The organism is Streptomyces sp. MAI_2237 (genome assembly GCF_054189285.1).
Window position 1 is genome coordinate 431,872 of the sequence record NZ_JAJPGQ010000003.1, and the last position, 25,543, is coordinate 457,414.

A 25,543-nucleotide genomic window follows, 5' to 3' on the forward strand; every position below is an offset into this window, starting at 1 on the left:
GCACGTCGCACCCCAGGTAAGGAGAGCGTCAGGCGCTCCCTATAGCCTTCCGCCATGACCTCCATGCCACGCGGCGGAGCCGCACATGTCCGCGCCGTTGTGCGACGCCGCCGTGCCGTCGCCGCCGCCGGCGCCGTTTCCGCCGGACTGCTCGTCCTGTCGGCCTGCGACAAGCCGACCCCGCTGTCGACGGTCACGGTCGGCCGTTCCTCGGTCAGCTCGGAGGCCACGTGCGGTGGTGAGAGCAAGAACCTGAACGCCATGGACCTGGCGAAGTGCCTGAAGGACTCCGACATCAAGTCCATCAAGGTCGACCCCGACGAGACGGTCCGCTTCGGCGTCGACCCGAAGATCGCCGACAAGCGGTGGACGATCCTGATGAACGGTCAGCCGCTCACGGAGGACAGCGACAAGACCTACCGCACCATCCCCGGCAGCGTCTTCTTCAACCAGCAGTACGGCGCCACGGGCAACTCCACGCTCGTGTCCATCAAGGCCGGCGACGGCAAGAAGAGCGGCACGGGCGTGACGGGCCTGTGGTCGTTCAAGCTGAAGAAGGACGACTGATCACGTCTGCCGTACGTGTTCTGGTGGCCACCGCCGTCCCGGTCGAACGGGACGCGGTGGCCGGGGCGTTCGCCGGTGACGCGGTGACGGTGATCGCCGCCGGGGTGGGGCCCGCCCTCGCGGCCGCCTCCACCGCGACCGCGCTGACCACCGCAGCCCTGGAAGGCGCCCCCTACGGCCTGGTCGTCTCGGCCGGCATCGCCGGCGGCTTCCCGCCCGAGGGGCCCGTGGGCTCGCTGGTCGTCGCCGACGAGATCACCGCGGCCGACCTCGGGGCCGAGACGGCCGACGGGTTCGTGCCGGTGACGGAGCTCGGTTTCGGGACCGTCACCCACCGTCCGCCGAAAGCACTCGTACGAGACATCGTGAGCGCGACCGGCGCACGCCCCGGCGCCGTCCTCACCGTCTCCACGGTCACCGGCACCGCCGAGCGGGCCGCCGAGCTCCGCGCCCGCCACCCTCGTGCGCTCGCCGAGGCGATGGAGGGCTTCGGGGTGGCCGAGGCGGCGGCCGCCCACCATGTGCCCGTGCTGGAGATCCGGGCGGTCTCCAACCCCGTCGGCCCGCGCGACCGCGCCGCCTGGCGCATCGGCGACGCCCTCGCCGCCCTGACGGCGGCCTTCGGGAAGCTCGGGCCCGTCCTGGAGAGTTGGAACCCGTATGACCAGTGAGCAGCCCCTGCGGATCGCGTACTCGCCCTGCCCGAACGACACCTTCGTCTTCGACGCCCTCGCCCACGGCCGGGTGCCCGGCGCGCCCGCCCTCGACGTGACCTTCGCCGACATCGACGTCACCAACGGCATGGCCGAGCGCGGCGAGTTCGACGTGCTGAAGGTGTCGTACGCGGTGCTGCCGTACGTCCTCGACGAGTACGCCCTGCTGCCGTGCGGCGGCGCGCTGGGGCGGGGCTGCGGGCCGCTGGTGCTCACGCGGGAGCCGGGGGCCGACCTGAGCGGCGGCACGGTGGCGGTGCCGAGCGAGCGGTCGACGGCGTACCTGCTGTTCCGGCTGTGGGCGGCGGACACCCTGCCGGACGGGGTGGGCGAGATCGTCGTCCTGCCCTTCCACGAGATCATGCCCGCCGTGCGGGACGGGAAGGTCGACGCCGGGCTCGTCATCCACGAGGCGCGTTTCACGTACCAGAACTACGGGCTGCACAAGCTCGCGGACATGGGCGAGCACTGGGAGGACACCACCGGGCTGCCCATCCCGCTGGGCGCGATCATCGCGAAGCGGTCGCTGGGCGCGCGGACGCTTCAGTCGCTGGCCGAGTCCATTCGCACGTCCGTGCGGGCCGCGTGGGACGCGCCCGAGGTGTCGCGGCCGTACGTCATGGAGCACGCGCAGGAGATGGACCCGGCCGTCGCCGACCAGCACATCGGGCTGTACGTCAACGAGTTCACGGCGGACCTGGGCGACGACGGGTACGCGGCGGTACGGGGGTTGCTCACGCGGGCGGCGGCCGAGGGGTTGGTACCGGCGCTGGGACCGGAGGCGCTGGAGTTTCCCTGACGGCGCCCACCGGGGTGCCGCGGCGGGCCGTCCGGCGGCCGCGGGTTCGCCGGGGCTAGTCGCGCCGTTCCCCGCGCCCCTTGAGGGCCTCCTGGTCACCGTCTCCCAACGGAGTGCGGGGTGGCCAGTGGGCCAGGGAGAGCATGGAGAGGACCTTGCGCAGGAGGAAGACGGCCAGAGGGACCTCCACGACCACCGCGAGGGCCGCCGAGAGCCACACGTCCGGCGTGCCCAGCGCGAAGGACACGTCGAACCAGGCGTCGCACAGCAGCAGGGCCGCGGTCGCGGTGGCCGCCACGGCGACCGCGCGGTGGCGGCGCCAGCCCAGGACGGCGGTGCTCGCCATCGAGAGCACCAGCAGGGCGTCGAAGCCGACCCAGGCCGTGCGCCACTGGCGGACCGTGTAGCCGCTGGGCAGCGTGAACCACAGCAGGATCGTCCACGGGACCAGGCCGAGGGCGGACACCGTGACCAGCTCCAGGGTCTGGCGGCGCTGCCGCCGGATGCGTTCGAGCAGCTCGGCGGACGGGGCCCCGGTGGTGGCCCCGGCGCCGGAGTCGGTCCGTATCTCGCCCATGCCGGCCGGTCCGTGGTGTTACACGTCGAGTTGGTCGGCGACCGCGCGCAACAGACCGGCGATCTTCTTTCCGGCGGTCTTCTCCGGGTAGCGGCCCCGCTCGAGCATCGGCGTGATGTTCTCGAGAAGAGTCGTCAAATCCTGGACGATCGAGGCCAGTTCGTCCGGCTTCTTGCGGGTGGCCGCCGCGACCGACGGGGTCGGGTCCAGAACCGTCACCGAAAGGGCCTGGTCACCGCGCTGTCCGGCGACCACGCCGAACTCGACTCGCTGACCGGGCTTGAGCGTCTCCACTCCGGCGGGAAGGACCGAGGAATGGACGAAGACGTCACCGCCGTCGTCACGGGAGAGAAAGCCGAAGCCCTTCTCGCTGTTGAACCACTTGACCTTGCCGGTAGGCACGTCTGTCCTCGTCCTCGTACTCGTCGGAAAACTGCTTCGGAAACGGCTCTTGATAGCACTCGGGCGGGTCGTCACGGACCCGCCGGTACCAAGGCTAATGGTCTTCAGGCGGGTGACAAGACGTCGCCGGGTTGTTCCTTCGCGCTGGGAACTACCCTGGTCCGGTGCGTGACAAAACCCAAACGAATTCCGCCGCGCCCGGTGACCGACTGATCCGTGCCGGAGCCATCGTGTTCTTCATCGGCGCCGTGGCCACTCTGGTCACGGTGGCTCCACTGCTTCTGCACGCGAAACCATTTCCCACGTTCATGTTCGGACTGAGCATGCTCATGGGTGTCGGCTTCCTGATCGCCGCCGCCGGAGTGCTGCGTTCGATCGCCGCCGGGCGGCGTCAGGCGCGGGCGGGCCGATAGGAGCCGGACCGGTCGTATTCGGCCAGCCAGGCCGGGAATTCCGTGAGATCCCCGAGGACGACGTCGGCCCCCGCCGCCGTCAGTTCCTCCGCGCTGCACGGCCCGGTCGCCACGGCCACCGACAGGGCCTCGGCCGTGCGCGCACCGCGCACATCGCCGGTGTGGTCGCCGACGTAGACCCCGGCGGCGTGCTCGCGCAGCGCCAGGGCCTTCCCCTCGGCCCACAGGTCACCGACCAGTTCGTCGGGCCGGATGCCGAGGTGCTCCAGGTGCAGCCGGGCGTTCGGCTCGTACTTGGCGGTCACGACGATCGCCCGTCCGCCGGCCGCCCGCACCGCGTCGACGGCCTCGCGCGCGCCGGTCATCGCGGGCGTCGCGGCGATCGCGATCGCCGGGTACATCGACCGGTACAGATCGGCCATCTCCGCGATGCGCTCCGCCGGGAACCAGTTGACCAGTTCCTCGGCCAGCGGCGGCCCGAGCCGGGTGACCGCGAGGTCGGCGTCGATGTACGTCCCCGTCCGCTCGGACAGCGCCCGGTAGCAGGCGTGGATGCCGGGCCGGGAGTCGATGAGGGTCATGTCGAGGTCGAAGCCGACGGTGAGGGCGGGCTGGGTCGTGGTGGCCATATGGGCCATTGTGCCGGGCCCGTACGACGGCCGGGCGTCCGCCCGGTGTGACCTACACGTACATCGTCCGCACGCCTACGCCTTGCGCTGCGAGCGCCAGACGACGTACAGCGCCGACAGCACCGCCGCGCCCCGCACCACCCACGGCCAGGTCTGGGAGATCGCGTCGTTCATGTGGCCCTGCGCGACGGGGTCGCCCCAGCGGCCGTCGTTGCGGCCCCACAGCCACACCACTCCCGCCGTCACCGCGAGGCCCGGCATGCCGACGACCGCCCACTTGGACTCGTTCTGCGTCAGGCGGCGGGAGGCGTAGGCGATGAGCCAGCCGAGCAGCAGGGCGAACCAGTTCCCGAGGATCGCGCCGGCGACGAGCAGTCCGGCGGCGATCAGCAGGAGCGGGTTGCTCCAGCGGCCGGAGGGGAGCGGATGGAACCGGCGGCGGGCGGCGACGGGCGCCACGGCCTCGGGCACGGCCTCCGGCACGGGCTCCACGGTCTTCTCGGCCGCGGGCTCCGGCTCCCGCTCCTCCTGCGGGCGCGGGGCCCTGAGCAGATCGGGGATCTCCACACCGCCGGTGAACCCCGGAGGCAGGCTGTCGCCGAAGCGGGCGCTGTCCACCCGCCACCAGTCGGGCCGGGTCGCGCTGCCGCCGAGTTCGTGCGCGCCGGCGAGGTGCGGCGGGGTGGGTGCGTCGGAGGGGGCGGACGGCTTGTCCAGGGGCACCGGTCCGCTCGGGCGCGGGCGGGGCACGACCCGGCGCAGACCCTTGCGGGGTTCCTCCGCCGCCGGTTCGTCCTCCCGCTGCACCGGCACGTGCGTCGGGGTGGCGTCGGCTCCCGCGGAGGGCGTGGCACCGGCCGCCGTGACGACCTCGTCGGGGCTGCCGAGCCGGTTGATGATCCGGCGGACCGCGGCCGGGCTGTCGACGGTGGCCCTGGCCCGCCGCCGGTCGATCTCGTTGCGCAGCTCCGAGACCAGCCGCATCCGGGCGGCCGAGGGCAACTGCCGCTGCTGCGCCACGTCGCCGACACGGCTCAGATACTCGTAGACGACCTTGTCGCTCTCGATACCCACGAAGTCCCCTCCGGGGCGGGTGCGTTGGATACCCCGTCGCGACGACGGTAGCGCAGGTGAACACCCCGTTCTCCGCCTGTCCGCCCCTTTCGTAGCGGAACGCCCCCATCTCGTACCCGCTAACGTGGGTCAGATGAGCACCCCCGGCCCACGTTCCCTCGCAGAGGCGCTCCGGCTCAGGGACGACGCCTCCCTGTCGGAGCTGCTGCGTGCCCGCCCCGATCTCATCACCCCCGTGCCCACCGATCTCACGCAGCTGGCCACCCGGGCTGGCACCCGGGCCTCGGTCGTGCGCGCCCTGGAACGGCTGGACCGGTTCGCGCTGCAGACGGCGCAGGCGCTGGCGGTCGCCGGGGACCCGGCGTCGTACGGGGAACTGCTCGGCCTGATGACCGGCGACCGGGGCGAGCCGGCCGTCGCCGCCGCGCTCCCCCGGGCCCTGGGCACCCTGCGCGCGCAGGCGCTGGTGTGGGGCGACGACGAGCGGCTGCGGCTGGTGCGGACGGCCCGCGAGCTGCTCGCGCCCTCTCCGCAGCACCCGTCCCCGACGGGGCTCGGGCCCACGGTGCAGGAGGCCACGGCGGGCATGTCGCCGGGCCGTGTCCAGGAGATCGTGACGAAGGCGGGCCTGGCCACGACGCACGACTCGGTCTCCGCCGTCGCCGCGCTGGCCGGCCTGTTCAGCGACCGCGCGCGCATGGCCGCCCTGCTCGCCGAGGCGCCCGCGGAGTCCCGCGAGGTGCTGGACCGGCTGGTGTGGGGGCCGCCGTACGGCCAGGTCACCGCCGACCCGGCGCCCCGGCTGCGCTGGCTGCTGGACCGCGGGCTGCTGCTGCCCACCGCGCCCGGCACGGTCGTGCTGCCCCGTGAGGTGGCCCTGCATCTGCGCTCGGGCCGCGCGCACCGCACGACCGAACCGATGCCGCCCGCCCTGGAGGCGACGGCCGTGCACCGTCCACAGGTTGTGGACACGACGGCGGCCGGTCAGGCGTACACCGCGCTGGCCACCGTCGAGGAGCTGCTCAAGGACTGGGACGAGGGCGGCCCCGCCGTGCTGCGCGCGGGCGGCCTGAGCGTGCGGGACCTCAAGCGGACCGCCGTCGCCCTCGACGTCGCCGAGCCCGTCGCCGCCTTCTGGGTCGAACTCGCTTACGCCGCCGGGCTGTTGGCGTCCGACGGGGAGGCCGACGAGCGGTTCGCGGCGACCCCGGCGCACGACGAGTGGCTTCAGCAGCCCGCCGACCTGCGCTGGACCCGGCTCGCGGAGGCGTGGCTGACGGCGACGCGGACGGCGGGGCTGGTGGGCGGGCGGGACGCGAAGGACCGCACGCTGTCGGCGCTGGGCCCCGGCCTCGACCGGTCCGCCGCGCCGGAGGTGCGCCACCGGGTGCTGACCCTGCTGGCCGGACTGCCCCAGGGCGCGGTGCCGTCGGCGGAGTCGGTGCTGGCCCGCCTGGCCTGGGAGCGCCCGCAGCGCCGCGAGGACGACCTGCGGGCCCGGCTCGCCCGCTGGACGCTGTCGGAGGCGGAGCTGCTGGGGGTGACCGGGCGCGGAGCGCTCTCCGCCCACGGCCGGGCCCTGCTGGGGGCCCCGGCACCCGCCGCCGACAAGGCGGCGGAGCCCTCCGGCCCCGGCGACAAGCTCCCCGTGCACCACACGCCGGTCGTCGTGGAGCCCCTCTCCCCCGCCGAACAGGCCGTCGCCTCCGCGGCCGCCGCCCGGCTGCTCGCCCCGCTGCTGCCCGAGCCCCTCGACCACGTGCTGCTCCAGGCCGACCTCACGGCCGTGGCGCCCGGCCCGCTGCAGCGGCCGCTCGCCGCCATGCTCGGGGTGCTCGCGGACGTCGAGTCCAAGGGCGGGGCGACCGTCTACCGGTTCACGCCCGGCTCCGTGCGCCGCGCCCTGGACGCCGGGCAGACCGCCGCCGACCTGCACGCCTTCCTCGCCGCGCACTCCCGCACGCCGGTCCCCCAGCCGCTGACCTACCTCATCGACGACGTGGCCCGCCGTCACGGGCACCTCAGGGTCGGCGCGGCCTCGGCGTACGTGCGCTGCGACGACGACGCCCTGCTCAACGAGATCATGGCCGACAAGCGGGCCGCCGCCCTGCGCCTGCGCCGCCTCGCCCCCACCGTGCTCGCCACCCAGTCCGATCCGGCCGCCCTGCTGGAGGGCCTGCGCGCGATGGGCTTCGCGCCGGCCGCCGAGTCCGCCGAGGGCGACGTCCTGATCACCCGCGCCGACGCCCACCGCACCCCGCCGCGCACACCCCCCGAGCCGGTCCCCGACGGGCCGCCCACCCCGGACGCCACCCTGCTCGCGGCCGCGATCCGCGCCATCCGAGCCGGTGACCTGGCCGCCACCGCCCCGCGCAAGCCCACGGCCGCCCCGCTCGCCGGCGGCGACCTGCCCCGCACCGGCTCCGCCGAGACCCTCGCCACCATGCAGGCCGCCGTACTGACCGGCGAGGCGCTGTGGATCGGCTACGTCAACGCCGAGGGCGCCGCCAGCCAACGCGTCATCGCCCCCATCCGCGTCGAAGGCGGCTTCGTGACGGCGTACGACCACACCGCGGACGAGGTGCGCACGTACCCGCTGCACCGGGTGACGGGGGTGGCCGAACTCGCCGACGAGGCGTGAACCCGACCTCCGCATGCCTCCGCGCGGCCCGGCAGACGCAGTGTCCTGACGGAGCACGACCGACGAAAGGGACGGACCCCATGGCCACGACGATCCGCCGCGCAGTCATCCCCGCCGCCGGGCTGGGCTCCCGCCTGCTCCCCCTCACCAAGGCGATCCCGAAGGAGATGCTGCCGGTCGGCGACAAGCCGGTCATCGAGCACACCGTGCGCGAGCTGGTCGCGTCCGGGATCACCGACATCACGATCGTCGTCTCCGGCGGCAAGGGCCTGATCCAGGACCATTTCCGGCCGAATCCCGCGCTCGTCGCCCAGCTGCGGGCGGACGGCAAGACGGCCTACGCCGACGCCGTGGAGGAGGTCGCCGAACTGTCCCGGCGCGGCCACATCACCTACCTCGACCAGCACGGCCCGTACGGCAACGGCACCCCCGTGCTCAACGCCGCCCGCAACGTCGGCGACGAACCGATCCTCGTCCTGTGGCCGGACGACGTCTTCGTCGCCGAGGTCCCGCGCGCCCAGCAGCTCATCCGCGCCTACGAGGCCACCAGCTGCCCCGTCCTCGCCCTGCTCCCCATGGACCCGGCCGACTCCCAGCGCTACGGCGTCCCCCGCGTCAAGGAGGACCTCGGCGACGGGCTGCTGCGCATCACCGGCCTGGTGGAGAAACCCGAACCGCAGGACGCGCCCTCCGCCTACGCGGCCATCGGCGGCTACGTGATCACCCCGGGGATCGTCGAGGAACTGCGCAAGCAGACCAGCGCCTGGTACAAGCACCGCACCGGCGAGATCTACCTCACCGACGCCATCAACGCCTACGCCGCCACCAAGGCCGCCTACGGCCAGGTCATCCAGGGCCGCTGGTACGACACCGGCAACCCGCTGGCCTATCTGACAGCCCAGTTCGCCCACGCCCTCGCCGACCCCGAGTACGGCCCGCACCTGCGCCGGCTGGCGGAGCCCCCGGCCGACCGGCCCTGATCGCCCGCGATTGAGGCACACTGGACGTTTGGCCGTGCGGAAGGGAAGTGCGTAGGTGAACGGTCCTCTCATCGTCCAGTCGGACAAGACCCTGCTCCTGGAGGTCGACCACGAGCAGGCCGACGAGTGCCGTCGTGCCATCGCGGTCTTCGCGGAGCTGGAGCGGGCGCCCGAGCACATCCACACCTACCGGATGACCCCGCTGGGGCTGTGGAACGCGCGTGCCGCCGGGCACGACGCCGAGCAGGTCGTCGACGCGCTGGTGCAGTTCAGCCGCTACCCGGTGCCGCATGCGCTGCTCGTGGACGTCGCCGAGACGATGGACCGCTACGGCCGGCTGACGCTGAGCAAGCACCCCGCGCACGGCCTGGTGCTGACCACCACCGACCGGCCGGTGCTGGAGGAGGTGCTGCGCTCCAGGCGCGTCGCGCCGCTGGTCGGCGCCCGCATCGACCCCGACACCGTCGCCGTGCACCCCTCCGAGCGCGGGCAGATCAAGCAGACCCTGCTGAAGCTGGGCTGGCCGGCCGAGGACCTCGCCGGGTACGTCGACGGCGAGGCGCACCCGATCGAGCTCGCCGAGGACGGCTGGGCGCTCCGGCCCTACCAGAAGCAGGCGGTGGAGAACTTCTGGCACGGCGGGAGCGGGGTCGTCGTGCTGCCCTGCGGGGCCGGCAAGACGCTGGTGGGCGCCGGGTCGATGGCGCAGGCCAAGTCCACGACGCTGATCCTCGTCACCAACACCGTCTCCGCCCGGCAGTGGAAGCACGAGCTGGTGAAGCGGACCTCGCTGACCGAGGAAGAGATCGGCGAGTACAGCGGGACCCGCAAGGAGATCCGGCCCGTCACCATCGCCACGTACCAGGTGCTGACGACGAAGCGGAAGGGCGTCTATCCGCACCTGGAACTGTTCGACTCCCGGGACTGGGGGCTGATCGTCTACGACGAGGTGCACCTGCTGCCGGCTCCGGTGTTCAAGTTCACCGCCGATCTCCAGGCACGGCGCCGGCTCGGGCTGACGGCGACCCTGGTGCGCGAGGACGGCCGTGAGTCGGACGTGTTCTCGCTGATCGGACCCAAGCGGTTCGACGCTCCGTGGAAGGAGATCGAGGCGCAGGGTTACATCGCCCCGGCCGACTGCGTGGAGGTCCGGGTCAACCTCACCGACTCCGAGCGGCTCGCGTACGCCACTGCCGAGCAGGAGGAGAAGTACCGCTTCTGCGCGACGACCGCGACCAAGCGGAAGGTCACCGAGGCGCTGGTACGCCGCTTCGCCGGGCAGCAGATCCTCGTCATCGGTCAGTACATCGACCAGCTCGACGAGCTGGGCGAGCACCTGAACGCGCCCGTCATCAAGGGCGAGACCTCCAACGCCCAGCGCGAGAAGCTCTTCGACGCCTTCCGCGAGGGCGAGATCAGCGTGCTCGTGGTGTCGAAGGTCGCGAACTTCTCCATCGACCTGCCGGAGGCGACGGTCGCGATCCAGGTGTCCGGCACCTTCGGTTCGCGCCAGGAGGAGGCCCAGCGGCTGGGTCGGGTGCTGCGGCCGAAGGCCGACGGCCACCAGGCGCACTTCTACTCGGTGGTCGCCCGGGACACCATCGACCAGGACTTCGCCGCGCACCGGCAGCGGTTCCTCGCGGAGCAGGGGTACGCCTACCGGATCATGGACGCCGACGAGATCCTGGCGGAGGGCTGAGGCCTCGCCGTCAGGGCGCGGGCAGGGTGAACACCATCAGCAGGACGAACAGCGCCGGGAGCAGGGCGGCGACGGCGGCGAGGACGCGGACGGGCAGCCAGCGCGGCTGCCAGGGCAGGACCCAGGCCGCCAGGAGCGCGGCGACGGTGGGCAGGGTGCCGTACTCGAGGGTGCCGTAGATCAGGTTCAGGTGCGTGGTGAGTGCCGGCGAGCAGTCGTCGGGGCCGCAGGCGTCCGTCGCCATGGCGGACAGGCCGCCGAGGAACACCGCCGCGGGTCCCAGGAACACCAGGAGAACCGTCGCGACCAGCGGCGCGATCCAGGCCCTGGGGTCCCGCCCGGCCGGGTCCGTGGAGGCCGGGGGCTGTGCCGCGAAGTGCTGTGTGGTCATACGAGCAGTGAACCGGGGCACCGGGGGGCGGAGCACCGGTGCGGATACTCATCCCGCGGTGGTCACCTACTCAGGTGGCCACGTGGCCGGGTGGCCTCGGGTCCCGCGGCTCACTTGCGGCGGACGCCCGCTTCCTCGCCGTACTCGCCGAGTATGACGACGTCGAAGGCGGCGCCGGCGAAGACCCGGATCGCGCGGAGGGCGTTGCCGAGGCGGTGGGTGCCGTGGAGGTCGGAGACGGGGGTCGCACCGGACGGGCGACCGGGGGCTGGGGTGATGGTCGCTGCACTCATGTATCCATGGTGGCGTCCCGGACATAAGGAGAGCATCGGCCCAAGGTCCCCACTTGCTGTGATACCTGGGTACCCCCTGTGGGCGAGCGCCTCCACCCGGGGAGGGAAGGGTGAACCCCTAGGGGGAGCCGGGATGCGAGCCGGACGGGCCGGGCGGGCCGGAAAAACCGGTTGGCCGCCGCACGGTCCCCTCGCCTAAAATCTCCGCTCTTGCCCGCCTCCTCGACGGAGCGCCGCCGACCGGACGGAAACCGGCCGGCACCTCGCAGCAGCAGCCACCCACCCCGCGGCACCTCCGGAGGCACCCCCTTGTCCACGTCCGTCGACGACCCCGCACCCCTCGACGACCCCCTCTCCCGCGAGCGCTCCCACCTCGCCGCATCGCGAGCCGCGCTGCGTGCCATGCGCGAGGACGTCGAGTCGCTCGACATCAAGGACGTCACCGCGAACTGGGTCAACGCCGAGGTCCTGGCCCGCCAGATCGACGAGCGGATCAAGGCGCTGGCCGACCTCAGCGACACCCCGCTGTTCTTCGGCCGCCTCGACTACCTGCACGCCCCCGGCGCGGAGCAGGCCGAGGGGGCGTACGGCGAACGCTTCTACATCGGGCGCCGGCACGTGCACGACCACGACGGCGACCCCATGGTCATCGACTGGCGTGCGCCGGTCTCGCAGCCGTTCTACCGGGCGTCCAAGAAGGACCCCATGGACGTCGCGCTGCGCCGCCGCTTCGGCTACACACGCGGCGAGATCACCGCGTACGAGGACGAGCACCTCTCCGACCCGGCGGAGGCGGCGCGCACCAGCAAGCTGCTCCAGCAGGAGATCGAGCGCCCGCGTGTCGGTCCGATGCGCGACATCGTCGCCACCATCCAGCCGGAGCAGGACGAGATCGTGCGGTCCGGGCTGGGCGGCACGGTGTGCGTGCAGGGAGGCCCGGGCACCGGGAAGACGGCCGTCGGCCTGCACCGGGTCGCCTACCTGCTGTACGCCCACCGCGAGCGCCTCGCCCGCACCGGCACGCTCGTCATCGGGCCGAACCGGTCCTTCCTGCACTACATCGAGCAGGTGCTGCCCGCGCTGGGCGAGTTGACCGTGCAGCAGGCGACGGTGGACGACCTGGTGGCGCAGGTGGAGGTGCGCGGCACGGACGACGCGGCGGCCGCGGTCGTCAAGGGCGACGCGCGGATGGCCCAGGTGCTGCGGCGAGCCGTCTACGCGCACGTGACGATGCCCACCGAGCCGGTCGTCGTGGTGCGCGGCTCGCGCCGCTGGCGGGTCCCTGCGTACGAACTGCACGACATCGTCCGCGAGTTGCTGGACCGGGACATCCGCTACGGCGCCGCCCGCGAGGCCCTTCCGCAGCGCATCGCGCACGCGGTGCTGGTGCAGATGGAGCGCTCCGGCGAGGCGCCGGACGACCGGGTGCAGGACGCGGTGGCCCGTAACCCGGCGGTGAAGGCGGCGGTGAAGCAGATCTGGCCGCCGGTCGACCCGGCGAAGCTGGTGCTGCGGCTGCTGTCGGACGCGGAGTTCCTGGCCGAGCACGCGGAGGGCGTCCTCACCGAGGAGGAGCGCAAGACGATCCTGTGGGCGAAGCCGGTCAGGAGCGTGAAGGCGGCCAGGTGGTCGCCCGCGGACGCCGTGCTGATCGACGAGACGACGGACATCGTGCAGCGCACCCACTCCCTCGGCCATGTGGTCCTGGACGAGGCGCAGGATTTGTCCCCCATGCAGTACCGCGCCGTCGGCCGGCGCTGCACCACGGGATCGGCGACGGTCCTCGGCGACCTGGCGCAGGGCACCACGCCCTGGGCGACCCGGAGTTGGGACGAGGCCCTCGCGCACCTGGGCAAGGGGGACGGCGTGATCGAGGAGCTGACGGCCGGTTTCCGCGTCCCGACGGACGTCATCACCTACGCCTCCCGTCTGCTGCCGCACATCGCCCCCGGTCTCACGCCGGTCGCGTCGGTGCGGGAGAACCCCGGCTTCTTCTCGGTGCGGACGGCCTCCGAGACGGCCGACGTGGTCGCCGCGTGCGAGGAGTTGCTGCGCAACGAGGGTTCGACGGGCCTGATCGCCGCGGACGCCCGCGTCCCGGCGCTGGCCGAGGCGCTGTCGGCGGCCGGGATCGGCCACCTGGCCCCGGGCGAGGAGACGACGGCCGAGACCCGCCTCACTCTGGTCCCGGCCTCGCTCGCCAAGGGCCTGGAGTACGACTACGTCGTCCTGGACGAGCCGCAGGCCGTCGTGGACGGTGAGCCGGACGAGCGGACGGGGCTGCGGCGCCTGTACGTGGCCCTGACCCGAGCCGTCTCGGGCTTGATCGTCACCCACACGGCACCACTGCCACCCCAGCTGGAGCGGGTGAGCCGCTAGCGCGGCGCCGTGCCGTCCAGGGCTCGGCGCCATTGGCCGACGGCCTCGGCGGACACCGGTGTGTTCCAGCCGCCGGGTCTGGCCGCGCCGCCGATGTGGAAGGCGTCGATGCCGGCGGTGCGCAGGCGGGGCACGTGGTCCAGCCGGAGGCCGCCGCCCACCAGCAGTTGCTGCTCGTAGCCGGGTTCCCCGCCCCTGGCCGCCTCGGTGAGCAGGGTGGGGAGCCCGTCGTCGACGCCCGCGGCCGAGCCCGCGGTGAGGATGGTGTCCAGGCCCGGCAGCCCGTCCAGCCGCTTGCGCAGCCCGTCCCGGTCGGCGGTGTGGTCGATCGCCCGGTGGAAGGTCCAGCGGCAGCCGTCCAGCTCGGCCACGACCCGCTCCACCGTGGCGAAGTCGACGCAGCCCTCGTCGTCGAGGAACCCGAGCACGAACTCCTCGGCGCCCGCCTCCCGCATCCGGCGTGCCGCCCGGACCACGCGCCCCACGTCACCCGCCGCGAACCCGTCCGCCAGCCGCAGCATCACGCGCAGCGAGATGTCGACGGCGGCGCGGATCGCGGTGAACGTGGCGGCCTCGGGGGTCAGGCCGTCGGCCGCCATGTCGGTGACCAGTTCGAGGCGGTCCGCGCCTCCGGCCTGGGCGGCGACCGCGTCCTCGGCGTCGAGGGCGATCACCTCCAGGACTGCACGCTTGCTCATGGGACCCCATTCGTCGATCGGGCGGACGGTACGACTTCGGCAGACAGGTCTAGTCCAATTCAAAGACTACGCCCCTGCCACCGCCCGCACGACGACGCCCCTCAGCCAAAGATGTTGAGGTCCCCCGCCTCCGCGCCCACCAGTTCGTACGACGCCTCCTCGGGCACCTGACGCCCCGCGTACAGCCGTACGAGGGTGGCGGCCCCGCCGATGAAACGGGCCGGTGTCCGCTCCCCGCTCACCTCGCCCAGCAGCAGCGGCTCGTCCACGTCCTCCAGGTCGGCGTGGAGCGGCACCCGGCCCTTCTCCCGGGTGATCCGGGCGAGCAGGGTGAGCGCGTCCGGGAGCCCGGCGCCGGCGTAGGCGCCCGGCTCGCCCCACACCTCGCGCACGTCGCCGGCGTGCACCCACTCGCCCAGCGCGACCATGTCGAGGATCCCGCCCGCCTCGGCGATCGCCGGTCCGGCCTCGGTCATCCCGCGCTCCAGCTCGTCGACCACCTGCTGGTTCGTCCACGCGGCCCGTTCGGCGATGTCCCGGTCGTTGGCCTCGGGCGAGAAGACGCCCTTCTCGAACCGGCTCTCCACCACCCGCATCAGCGCGGAGGAACAGTGCGCGAGCACGTCCCGCACGGTCCATCCCGGGCACCCGGCGGTCGGCAGCGCGAAGTCCGCGTCCGGCCGGGCCCGCAGCAGGGGTACGAGGGCGTCGCGCTCGGCGGCCAGAAGCCGTCCGGGAAGTTCGGGGTCGCGCGCTTCGGGCGTCGTAGTAGTCATGGGGTCACGCTAGGCCCTGTCGTCACCTTCCCGTCGTCCGCCCGGAGGGCGGCCCCGGAGGCGTCTGGTGCGTGCGATCGCAAGGCGCCGGAGCGCCCTCGATGGGGGTCCCCCCGCGCGAGTTCATTCGAGCGTGGGGGAGGAGCCACGTGGGCGGTTCGGCAACGCCGCGAGCGTGCGTGCCAGACGCCTCCGGGCAGGCGGGAAGGTGACGACAGGGCCTAGGGGCCGGGAGTGATCGGCGGGAGAATGGGGGCATGGCCGATCTCGACGCCCTGCGTTCCCGCTGGACCCGCGCGCTGGACGGAGCCCGGGGCTCCGCCGCCGGGCCCGACCCGGTGCCGTACGCCGACAACCTGCTGTCCCGCTGGCAGGAGCCGCAGCGGCGCTACCACACGCTCGCGCACCTCGTCGCCGTCCTCGACCACGTCGACACGCTCCAGGAGTACGCCGACGATCCGGACGCGGTGCGGCTGGCGGCCTGGTTCCACGACTCCGTCTACCTCCCGGACCGGTCCGAGAACGAGGAGCGCTCCGCCCGTCTGGCCGAACGCGCCCTGCCCGAGGCCGGCGTCCCCGCGGACACCGCCGCCGAGGTGGCCCGGCTCGTCCGGCTCACCGTCACCCACGACCCCGCCGACGACGACCGCGACGGCCAGGTGCTGTGCGACGCCGACCTCGCGATCCTCGCCTCACCGCCCACCGCGTACGCCGCCTACACCGCGGCCGTCCGCGAGGAGTACCACTTCGTGCCGAGCGACGCCTTCCGCGCGGGACGGGCCGACGTCCTGCGCCGACTCCTCGCGCTGCCAAGGCTGTTCAGGACCCCCTACGGGCAGGAGAAGTGGGAGGCGACGGCTCGTTACAACCTCTCCGCCGAGCTGGAAATCCTGTCGACCGCCGTGGAGGGGGCCGAATAGCCTTCGGCCCATGCGTGCAATGGGCGGGGATCAGGTGGAAGAGGCCGTCGCGGGCTGTCTCGCGGCACTGCGGCCCGCGGTGGACCGGGACTGGACGGCGGTGCGGGCGGCCGGGATGGACTGGACCGTCCACGAGACGGCGTTCCACGTCGCGGAGTGTCTCGTCGGGTACGCGGCGAACCTCGCCGGACGCGCCCGCGACGGCTACGTCCCCTTCGAGATCACGCTCGACGAGGGCACCGACAACACCGGCCTGCTGCACCTCGTGGAGTCGATGGGCGCCCTGCTCGCCGCGGCGGTCCGCACCGCCCCGCGCGAGGCCCGCGCCTTCCACCCGTACCCCTTCCGCAGCGCGAACCGCGAGGGCTTCGCCGCGATGGGCGTCGCCGAGGTGCTGCTGCACACGTACGACATGACGGCCGCCCTGCGGACGGCCTATGAACCGCCGTCCGCCCTCGCGGACTTCGTCCTCACCACGATCTTCCCGCACGTCCGGCCCGGCGCCGACGCCTGGCGCACCCTGCTGTGGGCCACCGGGCGCGGCGAGCTGCCCGGCCGGCCCCCGGTCACCGAGTGGCGCTGGCACAACAACCTCGTCCACACCACCGACCGCCTCACGCTGGAGGGCGTCACGCCGGCGTCCGCGCGCGACCTGACGCTCGGCGGCGACGGCGGCTTCGACTGGATCGCCGGCGGCCCGTTCACGGGCACGCGGGAGGCCGCCGGCTTCCTGCTCAAGGCCTATGAAGAGGGCGTGCACCGGCCGGAGTTCGGCGTCTTCGTCCTCGTCCGCCGCGAGGACGGCCGGGCGATCGGCGGCATGGGCTTCCACGGCGTCCCGGACGAGGAGGGGCGGGCGGAGGTCGGTTACGACCTGGTCGAGGCCGCCCGCGGCCACGGCTACGCGACCGAGGCGCTGCGCGCCCTCGCCGACTGGGCGTTCGCCCGGGACGACGTCCAGGCGCTCTTCGCGACGATCGACCGTGACAACCTGCCCTCCCAGGCCGTCGTCACCCGCGCCGGGTTCCGGAAGGTGAGCGAGGAAGAGGAGGGGTTCGCCTACGAACTCGGGCGCTGAACACGCCCCTTGGGCCGCCGCAGCCCCGCCTCCGTGAGCAGCCGCACCACCTCGCGGCTGCTGACCTGCACCGCCCCGGCGGCCACCGCGTCCGCGTAGCGGTGCGAGGGGATGTCGTAGTGGTCGCGTTCGAAGGCGCGCCGCGGCACGCCCAGCCCGTCGGCGAACAGCCGCAGTTCGTCGAAGGAGACGTCGCTGATGAGGTGGGACCACAGGCGGCCGTGGCCGGGCCAGTCCGGCGGGTCGATGTAGACGGTCACGCGGGCGTCCCGCCCATGGCCGGCCCCAGCGCCCCGACCGCCGCCACCCGCACGCCCGCCTTGTGGCAGACCCAGTGCGGGTCGGCGCCCAGTTCGGGCTCGACCTCCAGCGCGTGCGGGTCACCGGAGCCGCACACCGGGCACAGCGGCCAGCGGCCGTACGTCTCCAGCAGGGCGTCCTGGACGTCCTGGGCGACCAGCCCCGTCACGAAGTCCGCGCCCTCGGGCCACTGCTCGACCCACCAGCGCCGCTGTGCGACGGAGTCCTCGACCATGGACACCACGTCCGCCGCGGCGACCCGCCCCGCGGCCAGGTCGGCGAGCACGAGGGCGCGCGCCACGTGCAGCGCCCGTTCCAGAGGGGTGACCGGGACGTCGGGGGTCTCAGGGGCGTCGGAGGGATCCATGCACCCATTGTGCGCACTCTTGACCGGCGCCCCGCCCGAAAATATCTTTCATATGTGACCCAGAACGTGAAGGAAATTTTCGCCGGCCACGCCGCGGGCACGCCGGGCACCGCGCCCACCGCGCCTCCCGCCCCCGCCGCCCTCGCCGCCAAGGTGCGCACCCTCGCCCCCTCCATGACACGTTCCATGCAGCGCGTCGCCGAGGCCGTCGCGGGCGACCCGGCCGGCTGCGCGGCCCTCACGGTCACCGGCCTCGCCGAGCTCACCGGTACCAGCGAGGCGACGGTGGTGCGCACCGCCCGGCTGCTCGGGTACCCGGGGTACCGGGATCTGCGGCTCGCCCTCGCCGGGCTCGCGGCGCAGCAGCAGTCGGGCCGCGCCCCCGCCATCACCACCGACATCGCCGTCGACGACCCCATCGCCGACGTCGTGGCCAAACTGGCCTACGACGAGCAGCAGACGCTCGCCGACACGGCGGCGGGACTCGACACCGTGCAGCTGGGGGCGGCGGTCGCCGCGGCCGCCGTCGCGCGGCGCATCGACGTGTACGGGGTGGGCGCGTCGGGGCTGGTCGCCCAGGACCTCACGCAGAAGCTGCTGCGGATAGGGCTGATAGCCCACGCGCACAGCGACCCGCACCTGGCCGTGACGAACGCGGTGCAGCTGCGGGCGGGTGACGTCGCCATCGCCATCACGCACTCCGGGTCGACGGGGGACGTCGTGGAGCCGCTGCGGGTGGCCTTCGAACGCGGGGCGACGACCGTGGCGATCACGGGGCGGCCGGACGGGGCGGTCGCGCAGTACGCCGACCATGTGCTGACCACGTCCATCGCCCGGGAGAGCGAGCTGCGGCCGGCCGCGATGTCGTCCCGGACCAGTCAACTGCTGGTCGTGGACTGCCTGTTCGTGGGAGTGGCGCAGAAGACCTACGAGACCGCGGCGCCCTCCCTGGCCGCCTCGTACGAGGCACTCGCCCACCGGCACCGGCGCTAGCCCCTGTTCCCCTCTTCCTCTCACGTTCTCCGGCAGCACTTCACGAAAGAGCCGCTCCACCATGACCTCCACCTCCAACCCCCGTGATCTGCGCGCCGAGTTGGAATCGCTCACCACCGAGGCCTTCCGTCCCGACCTCGCCGACATCGACCGGCTGCCCACCCTCGAGATCGCCCGGCTCATGAACGGCGAGGACTCCACCGTCCCGGCGGCCGTCGCCGCGCGGCTGCCGGAGATCGCCGCCGCCATCGACGCCGTCGCCGACCGCATGGCGGGCGGCGGCCGGCTGATCTACGCCGGCGCCGGCACCGCGGGCCGGCTCGGCGTGCTGGACGCCTCCGAGTGCCCGCCGACCTTCAACACCGATCCGCAGCAGGTGGTGGGGCTCATCGCGGGCGGTCCCGACGCCATGGTCACCTCCGTCGAGGGCGCCGAGGACTCCGCCGACCTCGCCCGCGCCGACCTGGACGGCCTCGCCCTCACCTCCGCCGACACGGTGGTCGGCGTCTCCGCCTCCGGCCGCACCCCGTACGCCATCGCGGCCGTCGAACACGCCCGCCGGCAGGGCGCGTTGACGATCGGGCTGGCCTGCAACGCCGACAGCGCGCTCGCCGCGGCCGCCGAGCACGGCATCGAGATCGTCGTCGGGCCCGAGCTGCTCACCGGCTCCACCCGGCTGAAGGCGGGCACCGCGCAGAAGCTGGTCCTCAACATGCTCTCGACGATCACGATGATCCGGCTGGGCAAGACGTACGGGAACCTGATGGTCGACGTACGCGCCTCGAACGAGAAGCTGCGGGCCCGTTCCCGCCGTATCGTCGCCCTCGCCACCGGCGCGCCGGACGAGGAGATCGAGCGGGCACTGGCGGCCACGGACGGCGAGGTGAAGAACGCCATCCTCGCCCTCCTCGCGGACGTCGACGGCCCCACGGCGGCCCGCCTGCTGGCGGAGTCCGGCGGACACCTGCGAGCGGCCCTGGCGGCGGCCCACTAGGGCGTGCCGAGGGGCCTCGGCCGTTGTCAGTGCCGTCTGCCAAGGTGTCGGTGACGGACACCGACGCCCCCGGACGCGAGAACGACGCAGACTGATACCCATGAACCACGCCCAGCTCACCGCTCTGGGCCGAGCCCTCCGCCTTCTCGGCGAGCACGGCGAGGCCCTCACCGCCGACACCCCGGACGCCAGGCTGCACGAGGTCAGGGCCGACCTGCGGCGCGCCCTGGACCTCCTGGAGGACAGCGTCGCCACGGCCGCACCCGCCACCCGCTGCGCCGAGCACCCGAACGGCCCGGTCGACAAGAGCGCCCCCGACCTGTGCCTGCTCTGCGAGACGCGGCGCCGGGCGGCCCGCCGCGCCGAGTTCAACGGCGGCCCCCTGCCCGCGCACCCCACCGAGTCCGCGCCCTCCCGCTACGGCGTCCGCGGCGACCGCCCCCAGCCCCAGCAGCGCTGGCTGCCGGAGCTGTGGACGGGGCAGGAGTGGCAGCTGTGCGGTACGCCGAGGCGGGACCGGCGCGAGGCGGAGCTGTACATCGCCGCCCAGCGCCGCGGCCCGCGCGCCGCCATGGCCTACCGCCTGGTGCACGAGTTCACCGACTACGAGGTGCTGCGCGTGTGGGGCACCCCGGTGAAGGTCGACATCGAACCGCTGGGCAACCTCTGAGCCGCCCCGGCTTCAGGGAAGCAGCGGCAGCGCGGTGAACTCGTGGCCCTCCCACAGCCGCCGTGTGGCCTCCTCGGGGTAGGGCCGCACCTCGGGCCGCGCGTCCAGTACCTGGACCAAGCGGTCGGCCTCCCCGTACGCCGGCCAGCCCGGGTCGCCGGTTCGTGCGAACGCCGTCCACGACGCCCGGAAGCGCGCCGACAGCTCCTCCGCCTCCGCCGGCACACCGCTCCCGGCGAAGAGCAGGCTGCCGAGGTCCGCGTCGAAGGTGCCGAACAGCAGAGGGATGTCGAGGCCGTGGCAGGCGCCGAGAACGCCCCCCGCGCCGGGCGCCGGCCAGGTCAGTTCGTAGAAGTGGGCGCGGCCGCCGCCCGCCACCTGCGCCTGTGCCAGCCGCAGGCTCGGCATGCTGAACAGCCAGTCCGTCTGGACGCGTTCGTACAGATCGCTCGGGGTGGCGTCGGGGTGGGCGGTGCGATAGGCCGACTCCGCGTCGGGGCCGGGCCCGAACGTCCGCAGGGCCCACGCCGCCTGCTCCTCGGTGACCTTGCCGAGCTGTTCGCCCATGACGAGGAACAGCCGCCACTCGTCGCGGTTGTGCCCGACGAGCAGGTCCACGTCCCGGGCCGCGCCCGCGGCCAGCGCCTGCCAGGGCGTGGTGGGCAGCACCTCGCCGTCGACGACCGGCGAGAAGGGCGTGACGGTGGGGGCCGCCTGTCCCCAACGGTCCTGGTACTGCCGCATCTTCGCGCTCAACGCCTCGCCGGCCGAGGTCAGCAGACGCGGGTCCACGGCGGACAGCGCGGCCGCCGTCGGCGGCAGACCGGCCTCCTTGGCGATCTCGGCGGCGATGTCCCGGGCGAGTTCGCCGGAGAAGTACGTGCCGGGCACGCTCTGCGCGATCGCCCGCCCGAACAGCCCGCGTGCGGCCGGCATCGCGAGCAGTGACGCCACCGATCCCGCGCCCGCCGACTCGCCGAACACGGTCACCCGGCCGGGGTCGCCGCCGAACGCCGTGATGTTGTCCCGTACCCACTCCAGGGCGGCGACCTGGTCGAGCAGGCCCCGGTTGGCGGGCGCCCCCTCCAGGCTCGCGAACCCCTCGATGCCGACGCGGTAGTTGAGGGTGACGACGACCAGGTCGCCGTCGCGCGCGATGCGCCGGGCGTCGTAGCCGGGGCTGCCGGAGTGGCCCAGTTTGTAGGCGCCGCCGTAGATCCACACCATCACCGGGCGCGGCTCGGCCGGATCGGCTCGCGGGGTCCAGACGTTGACGGTGAGCCAGTCGTCGCCGTCGGGCACGTCCAGCTCGCCCTTGCGGCCCTGGATGCCGAGGTCCTGCGGGGGCGGCGGCCCGAACGCGTACGCCTCCCGCACCCCGTCCCAGGCCCGCACGGGCCGGGGTGCCTGGAACCGGAGCTTGCCCACCGGCGGTTCGGCGAACGGGACGCCCCGGAAAACGGCCAGCCCGTCCTCCTGCCGTCCGCGCACCGCACCGGCTGCGGTGCGTACGACCGGACCGTCCGCTGTCGTCATCGTGGGCTCCTCACGGGTGGCGGATGCAAGGCTGCCGGTCCACTCAAACGAACAGGCTTGCCGAAATCAAGCAGGCCTGCGGGCCGAGCGCCGCCCGCGGTCGGCGGACGGCGCGAACGCGCCGTTCAGCTCAGGGACTTCAGCGCCGCCGCGTCGTAGGGCAGCAGCTCCTCGAAGCGGCCGGACAGCACCTTCGCCGCCCACTGCGGGTCCTGCAGCAGGGCCCGCCCCACGGCCACGAGGTCGTACTCCTCGCTCTCCAGCCGGTCCAGCAGGTCGTCGATGCCCCGCACCGGCGACCCCTCGCCCGCGAACCCGCGGAGGAAGTCGCCGTCGAGCCCGACGGAACCGACCGTGATCACCTGCTTGCCGGTCAGCTTCTTCGTCCAGCCGGCCAGGTTCAGGTCCGCGCCGTCGAACTCGGGCAGCCAGTACCGCCGGGTGGAGGCGTGGAAGGCGTCGACGCCGGCCGCCGCCAGCGGGGTGAGGATCGCCTCCAGCTCCTCGGGGGTCTCGGCCAGCCGCCCGGTGTAGTCCTGCTGCTTCCACTGCGAGTAGCGGAAGATGATCGGGAACTCGGGCGACACGGTCTCCCGTACGGCCGCGACGATCTCCGCCGCGAACTTCGTCCGGGCGACGGGGTCACCGCCGTAGGCGTCCGTGCGGCGGTTCGTGCCGGCCCACAGGAACTGGTCGACCAGGTAGCCGTGGGCGCCGTGGATCTCCACGCCGTCGAAGCCGATGCGCTCGGCGGCCGCGGCGGCCTCGGCGAACGCGCCGATGACGTCGTCCACGTCCCGCTGGGTCATCGCCCGGCCGGTCGGCTCGGCACCGGCGGTGACCAGGCCGGAGGGCCCGACGGCGGGAGCCTCGGGGAAGGGCGGGTCGCCCTGCTCGCGCACCATCCCGATGTGCCACAGCTGCGGCACGATCGTGCCGCCCGCCGCGTGCACCGCCTCGGCGACCTTCCGCCAGCCCGCGAGCTGCTCCTCGCCGTGGAAGCGCGGGACGCGGTCGCTCTGCCCGGCCGACTCGTGGCCGACGTAGGTGCCCTCGGTGACGATCAGACCGACCCCGGCGGCGGCGCGGCGGGAGTAGTACGAGACGACGTCCTCGCCGGGGATGCCGCCCGGGGAGAACTGGCGGGTCATCGGCGCCATCACGATGCGGTTGGGGACGGTCAGGCCGTTGATCGCGGTGGGCCGGGACAGGATCTCGGCGGCGCGGGAGGTGGTGGCGGTCACGCGGGGAAACTCCTCGGTATGTGCATACGCATAGACACTGCTCCCACGTCAACCGCCGCACGCGTCAGCGCATTTCCCGCCGGCCTGTGACCCCGGACACGCCGAAGGGCGGCACCCCCTGCCGGAGCAGGAAGTGCCGCCCTCCGTAAGGACGTCGATCAACCGCAGGTCGATCAGAAGTCCATGTCACCGCCCGGCATGCCGCCACCGGCGGGCGCGGCGGCCTTCTCCGGCTTGTCGGCGATGACGGCCTCGGTGGTGAGGAAGAGCGCGGCGATGGAGGCGGCGTTCTGCAGGGCAGAGCGCGTGACCTTCGCCGGGTCGATGATGCCTTCCTTGACCAGGTCGACGTACTCGCCGGTCGCGGCGTTGAGGCCGTGACCCGGGGTGAGGTTGCGGACCTTCTCCACCACGACGCCGCCCTCGAGGCCGGCGTTGACGGCGATCTGCTTCAGCGGGGCCTCGAGCGCGATGCGCACGGCGTTGGCGCCGGTCGCCTCGTCACCCTCGAGCTCCAGCTTCTCGAAGACCTGGGAGGCCTGCAGCAGGGCCACGCCACCACCGGCGACGATGCCCTCCTCGACGGCGGCCTTCGCGTTGCGGACGGCGTCCTCGATGCGGTGCTTGCGCTCCTTGAGCTCCACCTCGGTGGCGGCACCGGCCTTGATGACCGCGACACCGCCGGCGAGCTTCGCCAGGCGCTCCTGCAGCTTCTCGCGGTCGTAGTCCGAGTCGCTGTTCTCGATCTCGGCGCGGATCTGGTTCACGCGGCCCGCGACCTGGTCGCTGTCGCCGGCACCGTCGACGATGGTGGTCTCGTCCTTGGTGATGACCACCTTGCGGGCCTTGCCCAGCAGGTCGAGGGTGGCGTTCTCCAGCTTGAGGCCGACCTCCTCGGAGATGACCTCGCCACCCGTGAGGATGGCGATGTCGCCGAGCATGGCCTTGCGGCGGTCACCGAAGCCCGGGGCCTTGACGGCGACGGACTTGAAGGTGCCGCGGATCTTGTTGACGACCAGGGTCGACAGGGCCTCGCCCTCGACGTCCTCGGCGATGATCAGCAGCGGCTTGCCCGACTGCATGACCTTCTCCAGCAGCGGGAGCAGGTCCTTGACCGAGGAGATCTTGGAGTTGGCGATCAGGATGTACGGGTCGTCGAGGACGGCCTCCATACGCTCCATGTCGGTGGCGAAGTACGCCGAGATGTAGCCCTTGTCGAAGCGCATACCCTCGGTGAGCTCCAGCTCCAGACCGAAGGTCTGGGACTCCTCGACGGTGATGACGCCTTCCTTGCCGACCTTGTCCATGGCCTCGGCGATGAGCTCGCCGATCTGGGTGTCGGCGGCGGAGATGGAGGCCGTCGAAGCGATCTGCTCCTTGGTCTCGACATCCTTCGCCTGCTCGAGCAGGGCACCGGAGACGGCCTCGACGGCCTTCTCGATACCGCGCTTGAGGGCCATCGGGTTGGCGCCGGCGGCTACGTTGCGCAGGCCCTCCTTGACCAGGGCCTGGGCGAGAACGGTCGCGGTGGTCGTACCGTCACCGGCGACGTCGTCCGTCTTCTTGGCGACTTCCTTGACCAGCTCGGCGCCGATCTTCTCGTACGGGTCCTCGAGCTCGATCTCCTTGGCGATGGAGACACCATCGTTGGTGATCGTGGGGGCGCCCCACTTCTTCTCGAGGACGACGTTGCGGCCCTTGGGGCCGAGCGTCACCTTCACGGCGTCCGCGAGCTGGTTCATGCCGCGCTCGAGGCCGCGCCGCGCCTCCTCGTCGAACGCGATGATCTTGGCCATGTGAAGTGGTCCCTCCAGGACTGGGGGTGATTCCTTCGGACCGCGCCCGCGCCCGCGACGGACGGCTCGCCGACCCGTGGGTTCCTTGCCCCACCCGGCCTGCGGGCCTCACCGACCCGGTCCTTCTTTGTCACTCTCACCTTCAGAGTGCTAACGCCAATGATTAGCACTCGCCCCTGCCGAGTGCAAGCGCCTCCCGCGGACCGGTCCCGGCGGACGCCAGGTGGAGGGACGCCGGCGGAGCGCGCCGGGCCGCGCCGGAGTGCGGACATGCCGGAGGGCCCGCACCCATGACTCCCCATGGGGTACGAGCCCTCCGAAGAAAAGAAGAACGACGCTGCTATCTGCCCGGCGCGTGCTTCAGCTGGTCGCCAGTCGGACCATGTCCGCCTGCGGCCCCTTCTGGCCCTGCGAGATCTCGAAATCGACCCGCTGGCCCTCTTCCAGGGTGCGGTACCCGTCCATCTGGATGGCGCTGTAGTGGACGAAAACATCCGCACCACCGTCGACCGCGATGAAGCCGTACCCCTTCTCCGCGTTGAACCACTTGACGGTGCCCTGAGCCATGCCTAACTCCCCTATTACTGGCCCTTGCACGGACCCGCACTTCGCGG

General features: G+C 72.9%; 27 protein-coding genes. 13 read left to right on the forward strand and 14 right to left on the reverse strand.

The genetic code is table 11. The annotated features are described in order from the left end of the window. Window positions 1-54 precede the first annotated feature (54 nt). From LN251_RS12145 to LN251_RS12155, 3 genes are read left to right on the forward strand one after another with little or no spacing between them, the layout of a single operon-like run. Window positions 55-567: a DUF2771 domain-containing protein gene (locus LN251_RS12145; RefSeq protein ID WP_249835828.1), complete on the forward strand. Its 513-nt coding sequence runs from the start codon at window positions 55-57 to the stop codon at window positions 565-567. Continuing rightward, window positions 537-1,238, forward strand: a complete 702-nt coding sequence (locus LN251_RS12150) for a futalosine hydrolase (protein WP_458244456.1) — start codon at window positions 537-539, stop codon at window positions 1,236-1,238. The genes LN251_RS12145 and LN251_RS12150 overlap by 31 nt, the downstream gene beginning before the upstream one ends. Continuing rightward, entirely contained in the window at window positions 1,228-2,079 is an 852-nt protein-coding gene (locus tag LN251_RS12155) for a 1,4-dihydroxy-6-naphthoate synthase (RefSeq protein ID WP_458244457.1), read from the forward strand. The genes LN251_RS12150 and LN251_RS12155 overlap by 11 nt, the downstream gene beginning before the upstream one ends. Window positions 2,080-2,134: 55 nt before the next feature. On the opposite strand, the gene LN251_RS12160 is transcribed toward LN251_RS12155, so the two are convergent. After that, the gene (locus tag LN251_RS12160; protein WP_458244458.1) at window positions 2,135-2,656 is read right to left on the reverse strand and encodes a hypothetical protein; all 522 of its coding nucleotides are present in this window, start codon (window positions 2,654-2,656) and stop codon (window positions 2,135-2,137) included. Between the two features lie 18 nt (window positions 2,657-2,674). Beyond that, window positions 2,675-3,058 (reverse strand): cold-shock protein, encoded by a 384-nt coding sequence (locus LN251_RS12165; protein ID WP_058924654.1) that lies wholly within the window; start codon window positions 3,056-3,058, stop codon window positions 2,675-2,677. A gap of 164 nt (window positions 3,059-3,222) precedes the next feature. On the opposite strand from LN251_RS12165, the gene LN251_RS12170 reads away from it, so the two are divergent. Next, window positions 3,223-3,471 carry a hypothetical protein gene (locus LN251_RS12170; RefSeq protein WP_058924653.1) on the forward strand — a complete coding sequence of 83 codons (249 nt, stop codon included), beginning with the start codon at window positions 3,223-3,225 and terminating at the stop codon, window positions 3,469-3,471. Here the strand turns inward: LN251_RS12170 and LN251_RS12175 are convergent. Continuing rightward, entirely contained in the window at window positions 3,450-4,100 is a 651-nt protein-coding gene (locus LN251_RS12175) for an HAD family hydrolase (protein ID WP_458244459.1), read from the reverse strand. The two genes, LN251_RS12170 and LN251_RS12175, sit on opposite strands and share 22 nt — an antisense overlap. Before the next feature lie 75 nt (window positions 4,101-4,175). Continuing rightward, on the reverse strand, window positions 4,176-5,174 hold the full coding sequence (locus LN251_RS12180; protein ID WP_458244460.1) for a hypothetical protein: 999 nt from the start codon (window positions 5,172-5,174) through the stop codon (window positions 4,176-4,178). Window positions 5,175-5,307: 133 nt separating this feature from the next. Between LN251_RS12180 and LN251_RS12185 the strand changes: the two genes are divergently transcribed. The 3 genes from LN251_RS12185 to LN251_RS12195 all read left to right on the forward strand — a co-directional run bounded on the left by LN251_RS12185 (window position 5,308) and on the right by LN251_RS12195 (window position 10,494). Beyond that, on the forward strand, window positions 5,308-7,815 hold the full coding sequence (locus tag LN251_RS12185) for a helicase-associated domain-containing protein (RefSeq protein ID WP_458244461.1): 2,508 nt from the start codon (window positions 5,308-5,310) through the stop codon (window positions 7,813-7,815). Window positions 7,816-7,895: 80 nt separating this feature from the next. Then, on the forward strand, window positions 7,896-8,795 hold the full coding sequence (locus tag LN251_RS12190; RefSeq protein ID WP_458244462.1) for a UTP--glucose-1-phosphate uridylyltransferase: 900 nt from the start codon (window positions 7,896-7,898) through the stop codon (window positions 8,793-8,795). A gap of 55 nt (window positions 8,796-8,850) precedes the next feature. After that, window positions 8,851-10,494 carry a DNA repair helicase XPB gene (locus LN251_RS12195; protein WP_458244463.1) on the forward strand — a complete coding sequence of 548 codons (1,644 nt, stop codon included), beginning with the start codon at window positions 8,851-8,853 and terminating at the stop codon, window positions 10,492-10,494. 10 nt (window positions 10,495-10,504) lie between these two features. Here LN251_RS12195 and LN251_RS12200 read toward each other — a convergent pair whose 3' ends face one another. Both LN251_RS12200 and LN251_RS12205 read right to left on the reverse strand, forming a co-directional pair. Further along, complete coding sequence (locus LN251_RS12200) at window positions 10,505-10,885, reverse strand: hypothetical protein (RefSeq protein ID WP_458244464.1); 381 nt, start codon at window positions 10,883-10,885, stop codon at window positions 10,505-10,507. Window positions 10,886-10,995: 110 nt separating this feature from the next. Then, window positions 10,996-11,178 (reverse strand): hypothetical protein, encoded by a 183-nt coding sequence (locus tag LN251_RS12205; protein WP_200705676.1) that lies wholly within the window; start codon window positions 11,176-11,178, stop codon window positions 10,996-10,998. Between the two features lie 309 nt (window positions 11,179-11,487). Here LN251_RS12205 and LN251_RS12210 point away from each other — a divergent pair, with 309 nt between their 5' ends. Continuing rightward, the gene (locus tag LN251_RS12210; protein WP_458244465.1) at window positions 11,488-13,557 is read left to right on the forward strand and encodes a HelD family protein; all 2,070 of its coding nucleotides are present in this window, start codon (window positions 11,488-11,490) and stop codon (window positions 13,555-13,557) included. Here LN251_RS12210 and LN251_RS12215 read toward each other — a convergent pair. Together LN251_RS12215 and LN251_RS12220 are read right to left on the reverse strand one after the other, a co-directional pair. Next, window positions 13,554-14,255, reverse strand: coding sequence for a copper homeostasis protein CutC (locus LN251_RS12215; protein WP_458244466.1), 702 nt, complete (start codon window positions 14,253-14,255; stop codon window positions 13,554-13,556). The two genes, LN251_RS12210 and LN251_RS12215, sit on opposite strands and share 4 nt — an antisense overlap. 101 nt (window positions 14,256-14,356) lie before the next feature. Continuing rightward, a complete protein-coding gene (locus LN251_RS12220) occupies window positions 14,357-15,031 on the reverse strand; it encodes a maleylpyruvate isomerase family mycothiol-dependent enzyme (protein WP_458244467.1) in 675 nt (224 codons plus the stop codon). A gap of 257 nt (window positions 15,032-15,288) precedes the next feature. On the opposite strand from LN251_RS12220, the gene LN251_RS12225 reads away from it, so the two are divergent. After that, on the forward strand, window positions 15,289-15,951 hold the full coding sequence (locus tag LN251_RS12225) for an HD domain-containing protein (protein ID WP_458244468.1): 663 nt from the start codon (window positions 15,289-15,291) through the stop codon (window positions 15,949-15,951). Between the two features lie 10 nt (window positions 15,952-15,961). After that, window positions 15,962-17,029 carry a GNAT family N-acetyltransferase gene (locus LN251_RS12230; RefSeq protein WP_458244469.1) on the forward strand — a complete coding sequence of 356 codons (1,068 nt, stop codon included), beginning with the start codon at window positions 15,962-15,964 and terminating at the stop codon, window positions 17,027-17,029. Here LN251_RS12230 and LN251_RS12235 read toward each other — a convergent pair. Together LN251_RS12235 and LN251_RS12240 are read right to left on the reverse strand one after the other, a co-directional pair. Then, window positions 17,011-17,289, reverse strand: coding sequence for a DUF4031 domain-containing protein (locus LN251_RS12235; protein WP_458244470.1), 279 nt, complete (start codon window positions 17,287-17,289; stop codon window positions 17,011-17,013). The genes LN251_RS12230 and LN251_RS12235 overlap by 19 nt on opposite strands. Beyond that, window positions 17,286-17,696: a hypothetical protein gene (locus LN251_RS12240; RefSeq protein WP_458244471.1), complete on the reverse strand. Its 411-nt coding sequence runs from the start codon at window positions 17,694-17,696 to the stop codon at window positions 17,286-17,288. The genes LN251_RS12235 and LN251_RS12240 overlap by 4 nt, the downstream gene beginning before the upstream one ends. Window positions 17,697-17,750: 54 nt before the next feature. Between LN251_RS12240 and LN251_RS12245 the strand changes: the two genes are divergently transcribed. The 3 genes from LN251_RS12245 to LN251_RS12255 all read left to right on the forward strand — a co-directional run bounded on the left by LN251_RS12245 (window position 17,751) and on the right by LN251_RS12255 (window position 20,353). Continuing rightward, window positions 17,751-18,689 (forward strand): MurR/RpiR family transcriptional regulator, encoded by a 939-nt coding sequence (locus LN251_RS12245; RefSeq protein WP_458244472.1) that lies wholly within the window; start codon window positions 17,751-17,753, stop codon window positions 18,687-18,689. 61 nt (window positions 18,690-18,750) lie between these two features. Beyond that, complete coding sequence (murQ, locus tag LN251_RS12250) at window positions 18,751-19,683, forward strand: N-acetylmuramic acid 6-phosphate etherase (RefSeq protein ID WP_458244473.1); 933 nt, start codon at window positions 18,751-18,753, stop codon at window positions 19,681-19,683. A gap of 100 nt (window positions 19,684-19,783) precedes the next feature. After that, entirely contained in the window at window positions 19,784-20,353 is a 570-nt protein-coding gene (locus LN251_RS12255; protein ID WP_249835812.1) for a hypothetical protein, read from the forward strand. A gap of 12 nt (window positions 20,354-20,365) precedes the next feature. On the opposite strand, the gene LN251_RS12260 is transcribed toward LN251_RS12255, so the two are convergent. The 4 genes from LN251_RS12260 to LN251_RS12275 all read right to left on the reverse strand — a co-directional run bounded on the left by LN251_RS12260 (window position 20,366) and on the right by LN251_RS12275 (window position 25,496). Next, the gene (locus tag LN251_RS12260) at window positions 20,366-21,889 is read right to left on the reverse strand and encodes a carboxylesterase/lipase family protein (protein ID WP_458244474.1); all 1,524 of its coding nucleotides are present in this window, start codon (window positions 21,887-21,889) and stop codon (window positions 20,366-20,368) included. 125 nt (window positions 21,890-22,014) lie between these two features. Further along, window positions 22,015-23,133, reverse strand: a complete 1,119-nt coding sequence (locus LN251_RS12265; protein WP_458244475.1) for an NADH:flavin oxidoreductase — start codon at window positions 23,131-23,133, stop codon at window positions 22,015-22,017. Between the two features lie 173 nt (window positions 23,134-23,306). Further along, window positions 23,307-24,929: a chaperonin GroEL gene (groL, locus tag LN251_RS12270; protein ID WP_458244476.1), complete on the reverse strand. Its 1,623-nt coding sequence runs from the start codon at window positions 24,927-24,929 to the stop codon at window positions 23,307-23,309. A gap of 360 nt (window positions 24,930-25,289) precedes the next feature. Beyond that, window positions 25,290-25,496, reverse strand: coding sequence for a cold-shock protein (locus LN251_RS12275; protein ID WP_019057200.1), 207 nt, complete (start codon window positions 25,494-25,496; stop codon window positions 25,290-25,292). Window positions 25,497-25,543 lie beyond the last annotated feature (47 nt).

Coding starts and splice junctions, on each gene's coding strand:
- LN251_RS12145 (WP_249835828.1), top strand. CDS start 55: ATGACCTCCATGCCACGCGGCGGAGCCGCACATGTCCGCGCCGTTGTG.
- LN251_RS12155 (WP_458244457.1), top strand. CDS start 1,228: ATGACCAGTGAGCAGCCCCTGCGGATCGCGTACTCGCCCTGCCCGAAC.
- LN251_RS12160 (WP_458244458.1), bottom strand. CDS start 2,656: ATGGGCGAGATACGGACCGACTCCGGCGCCGGGGCCACCACCGGGGCC.
- LN251_RS12175 (WP_458244459.1), bottom strand. CDS start 4,100: ATGGCCACCACGACCCAGCCCGCCCTCACCGTCGGCTTCGACCTCGAC.
- LN251_RS12185 (WP_458244461.1), top strand. CDS start 5,308: ATGAGCACCCCCGGCCCACGTTCCCTCGCAGAGGCGCTCCGGCTCAGG.
- LN251_RS12190 (WP_458244462.1), top strand. CDS start 7,896: ATGGCCACGACGATCCGCCGCGCAGTCATCCCCGCCGCCGGGCTGGGC.
- LN251_RS12200 (WP_458244464.1), bottom strand. CDS start 10,885: ATGACCACACAGCACTTCGCGGCACAGCCCCCGGCCTCCACGGACCCG.
- LN251_RS12205 (WP_200705676.1), bottom strand. CDS start 11,178: ATGAGTGCAGCGACCATCACCCCAGCCCCCGGTCGCCCGTCCGGTGCG.
- LN251_RS12215 (WP_458244466.1), bottom strand. CDS start 14,255: ATGAGCAAGCGTGCAGTCCTGGAGGTGATCGCCCTCGACGCCGAGGAC.
- LN251_RS12220 (WP_458244467.1), bottom strand. CDS start 15,031: ATGACTACTACGACGCCCGAAGCGCGCGACCCCGAACTTCCCGGACGG.
- LN251_RS12225 (WP_458244468.1), top strand. CDS start 15,289: ATGGCCGATCTCGACGCCCTGCGTTCCCGCTGGACCCGCGCGCTGGAC.
- LN251_RS12230 (WP_458244469.1), top strand. CDS start 15,962: ATGCGTGCAATGGGCGGGGATCAGGTGGAAGAGGCCGTCGCGGGCTGT.
- LN251_RS12240 (WP_458244471.1), bottom strand. CDS start 17,696: ATGGATCCCTCCGACGCCCCTGAGACCCCCGACGTCCCGGTCACCCCT.
- murQ (WP_458244473.1), top strand. CDS start 18,751: ATGACCTCCACCTCCAACCCCCGTGATCTGCGCGCCGAGTTGGAATCG.
- LN251_RS12255 (WP_249835812.1), top strand. CDS start 19,784: ATGAACCACGCCCAGCTCACCGCTCTGGGCCGAGCCCTCCGCCTTCTC.
- LN251_RS12260 (WP_458244474.1), bottom strand. CDS start 21,889: ATGACGACAGCGGACGGTCCGGTCGTACGCACCGCAGCCGGTGCGGTG.
- groL (WP_458244476.1), bottom strand. CDS start 24,929: ATGGCCAAGATCATCGCGTTCGACGAGGAGGCGCGGCGCGGCCTCGAG.
- LN251_RS12275 (WP_019057200.1), bottom strand. CDS start 25,496: ATGGCTCAGGGCACCGTCAAGTGGTTCAACGCGGAGAAGGGGTACGGC.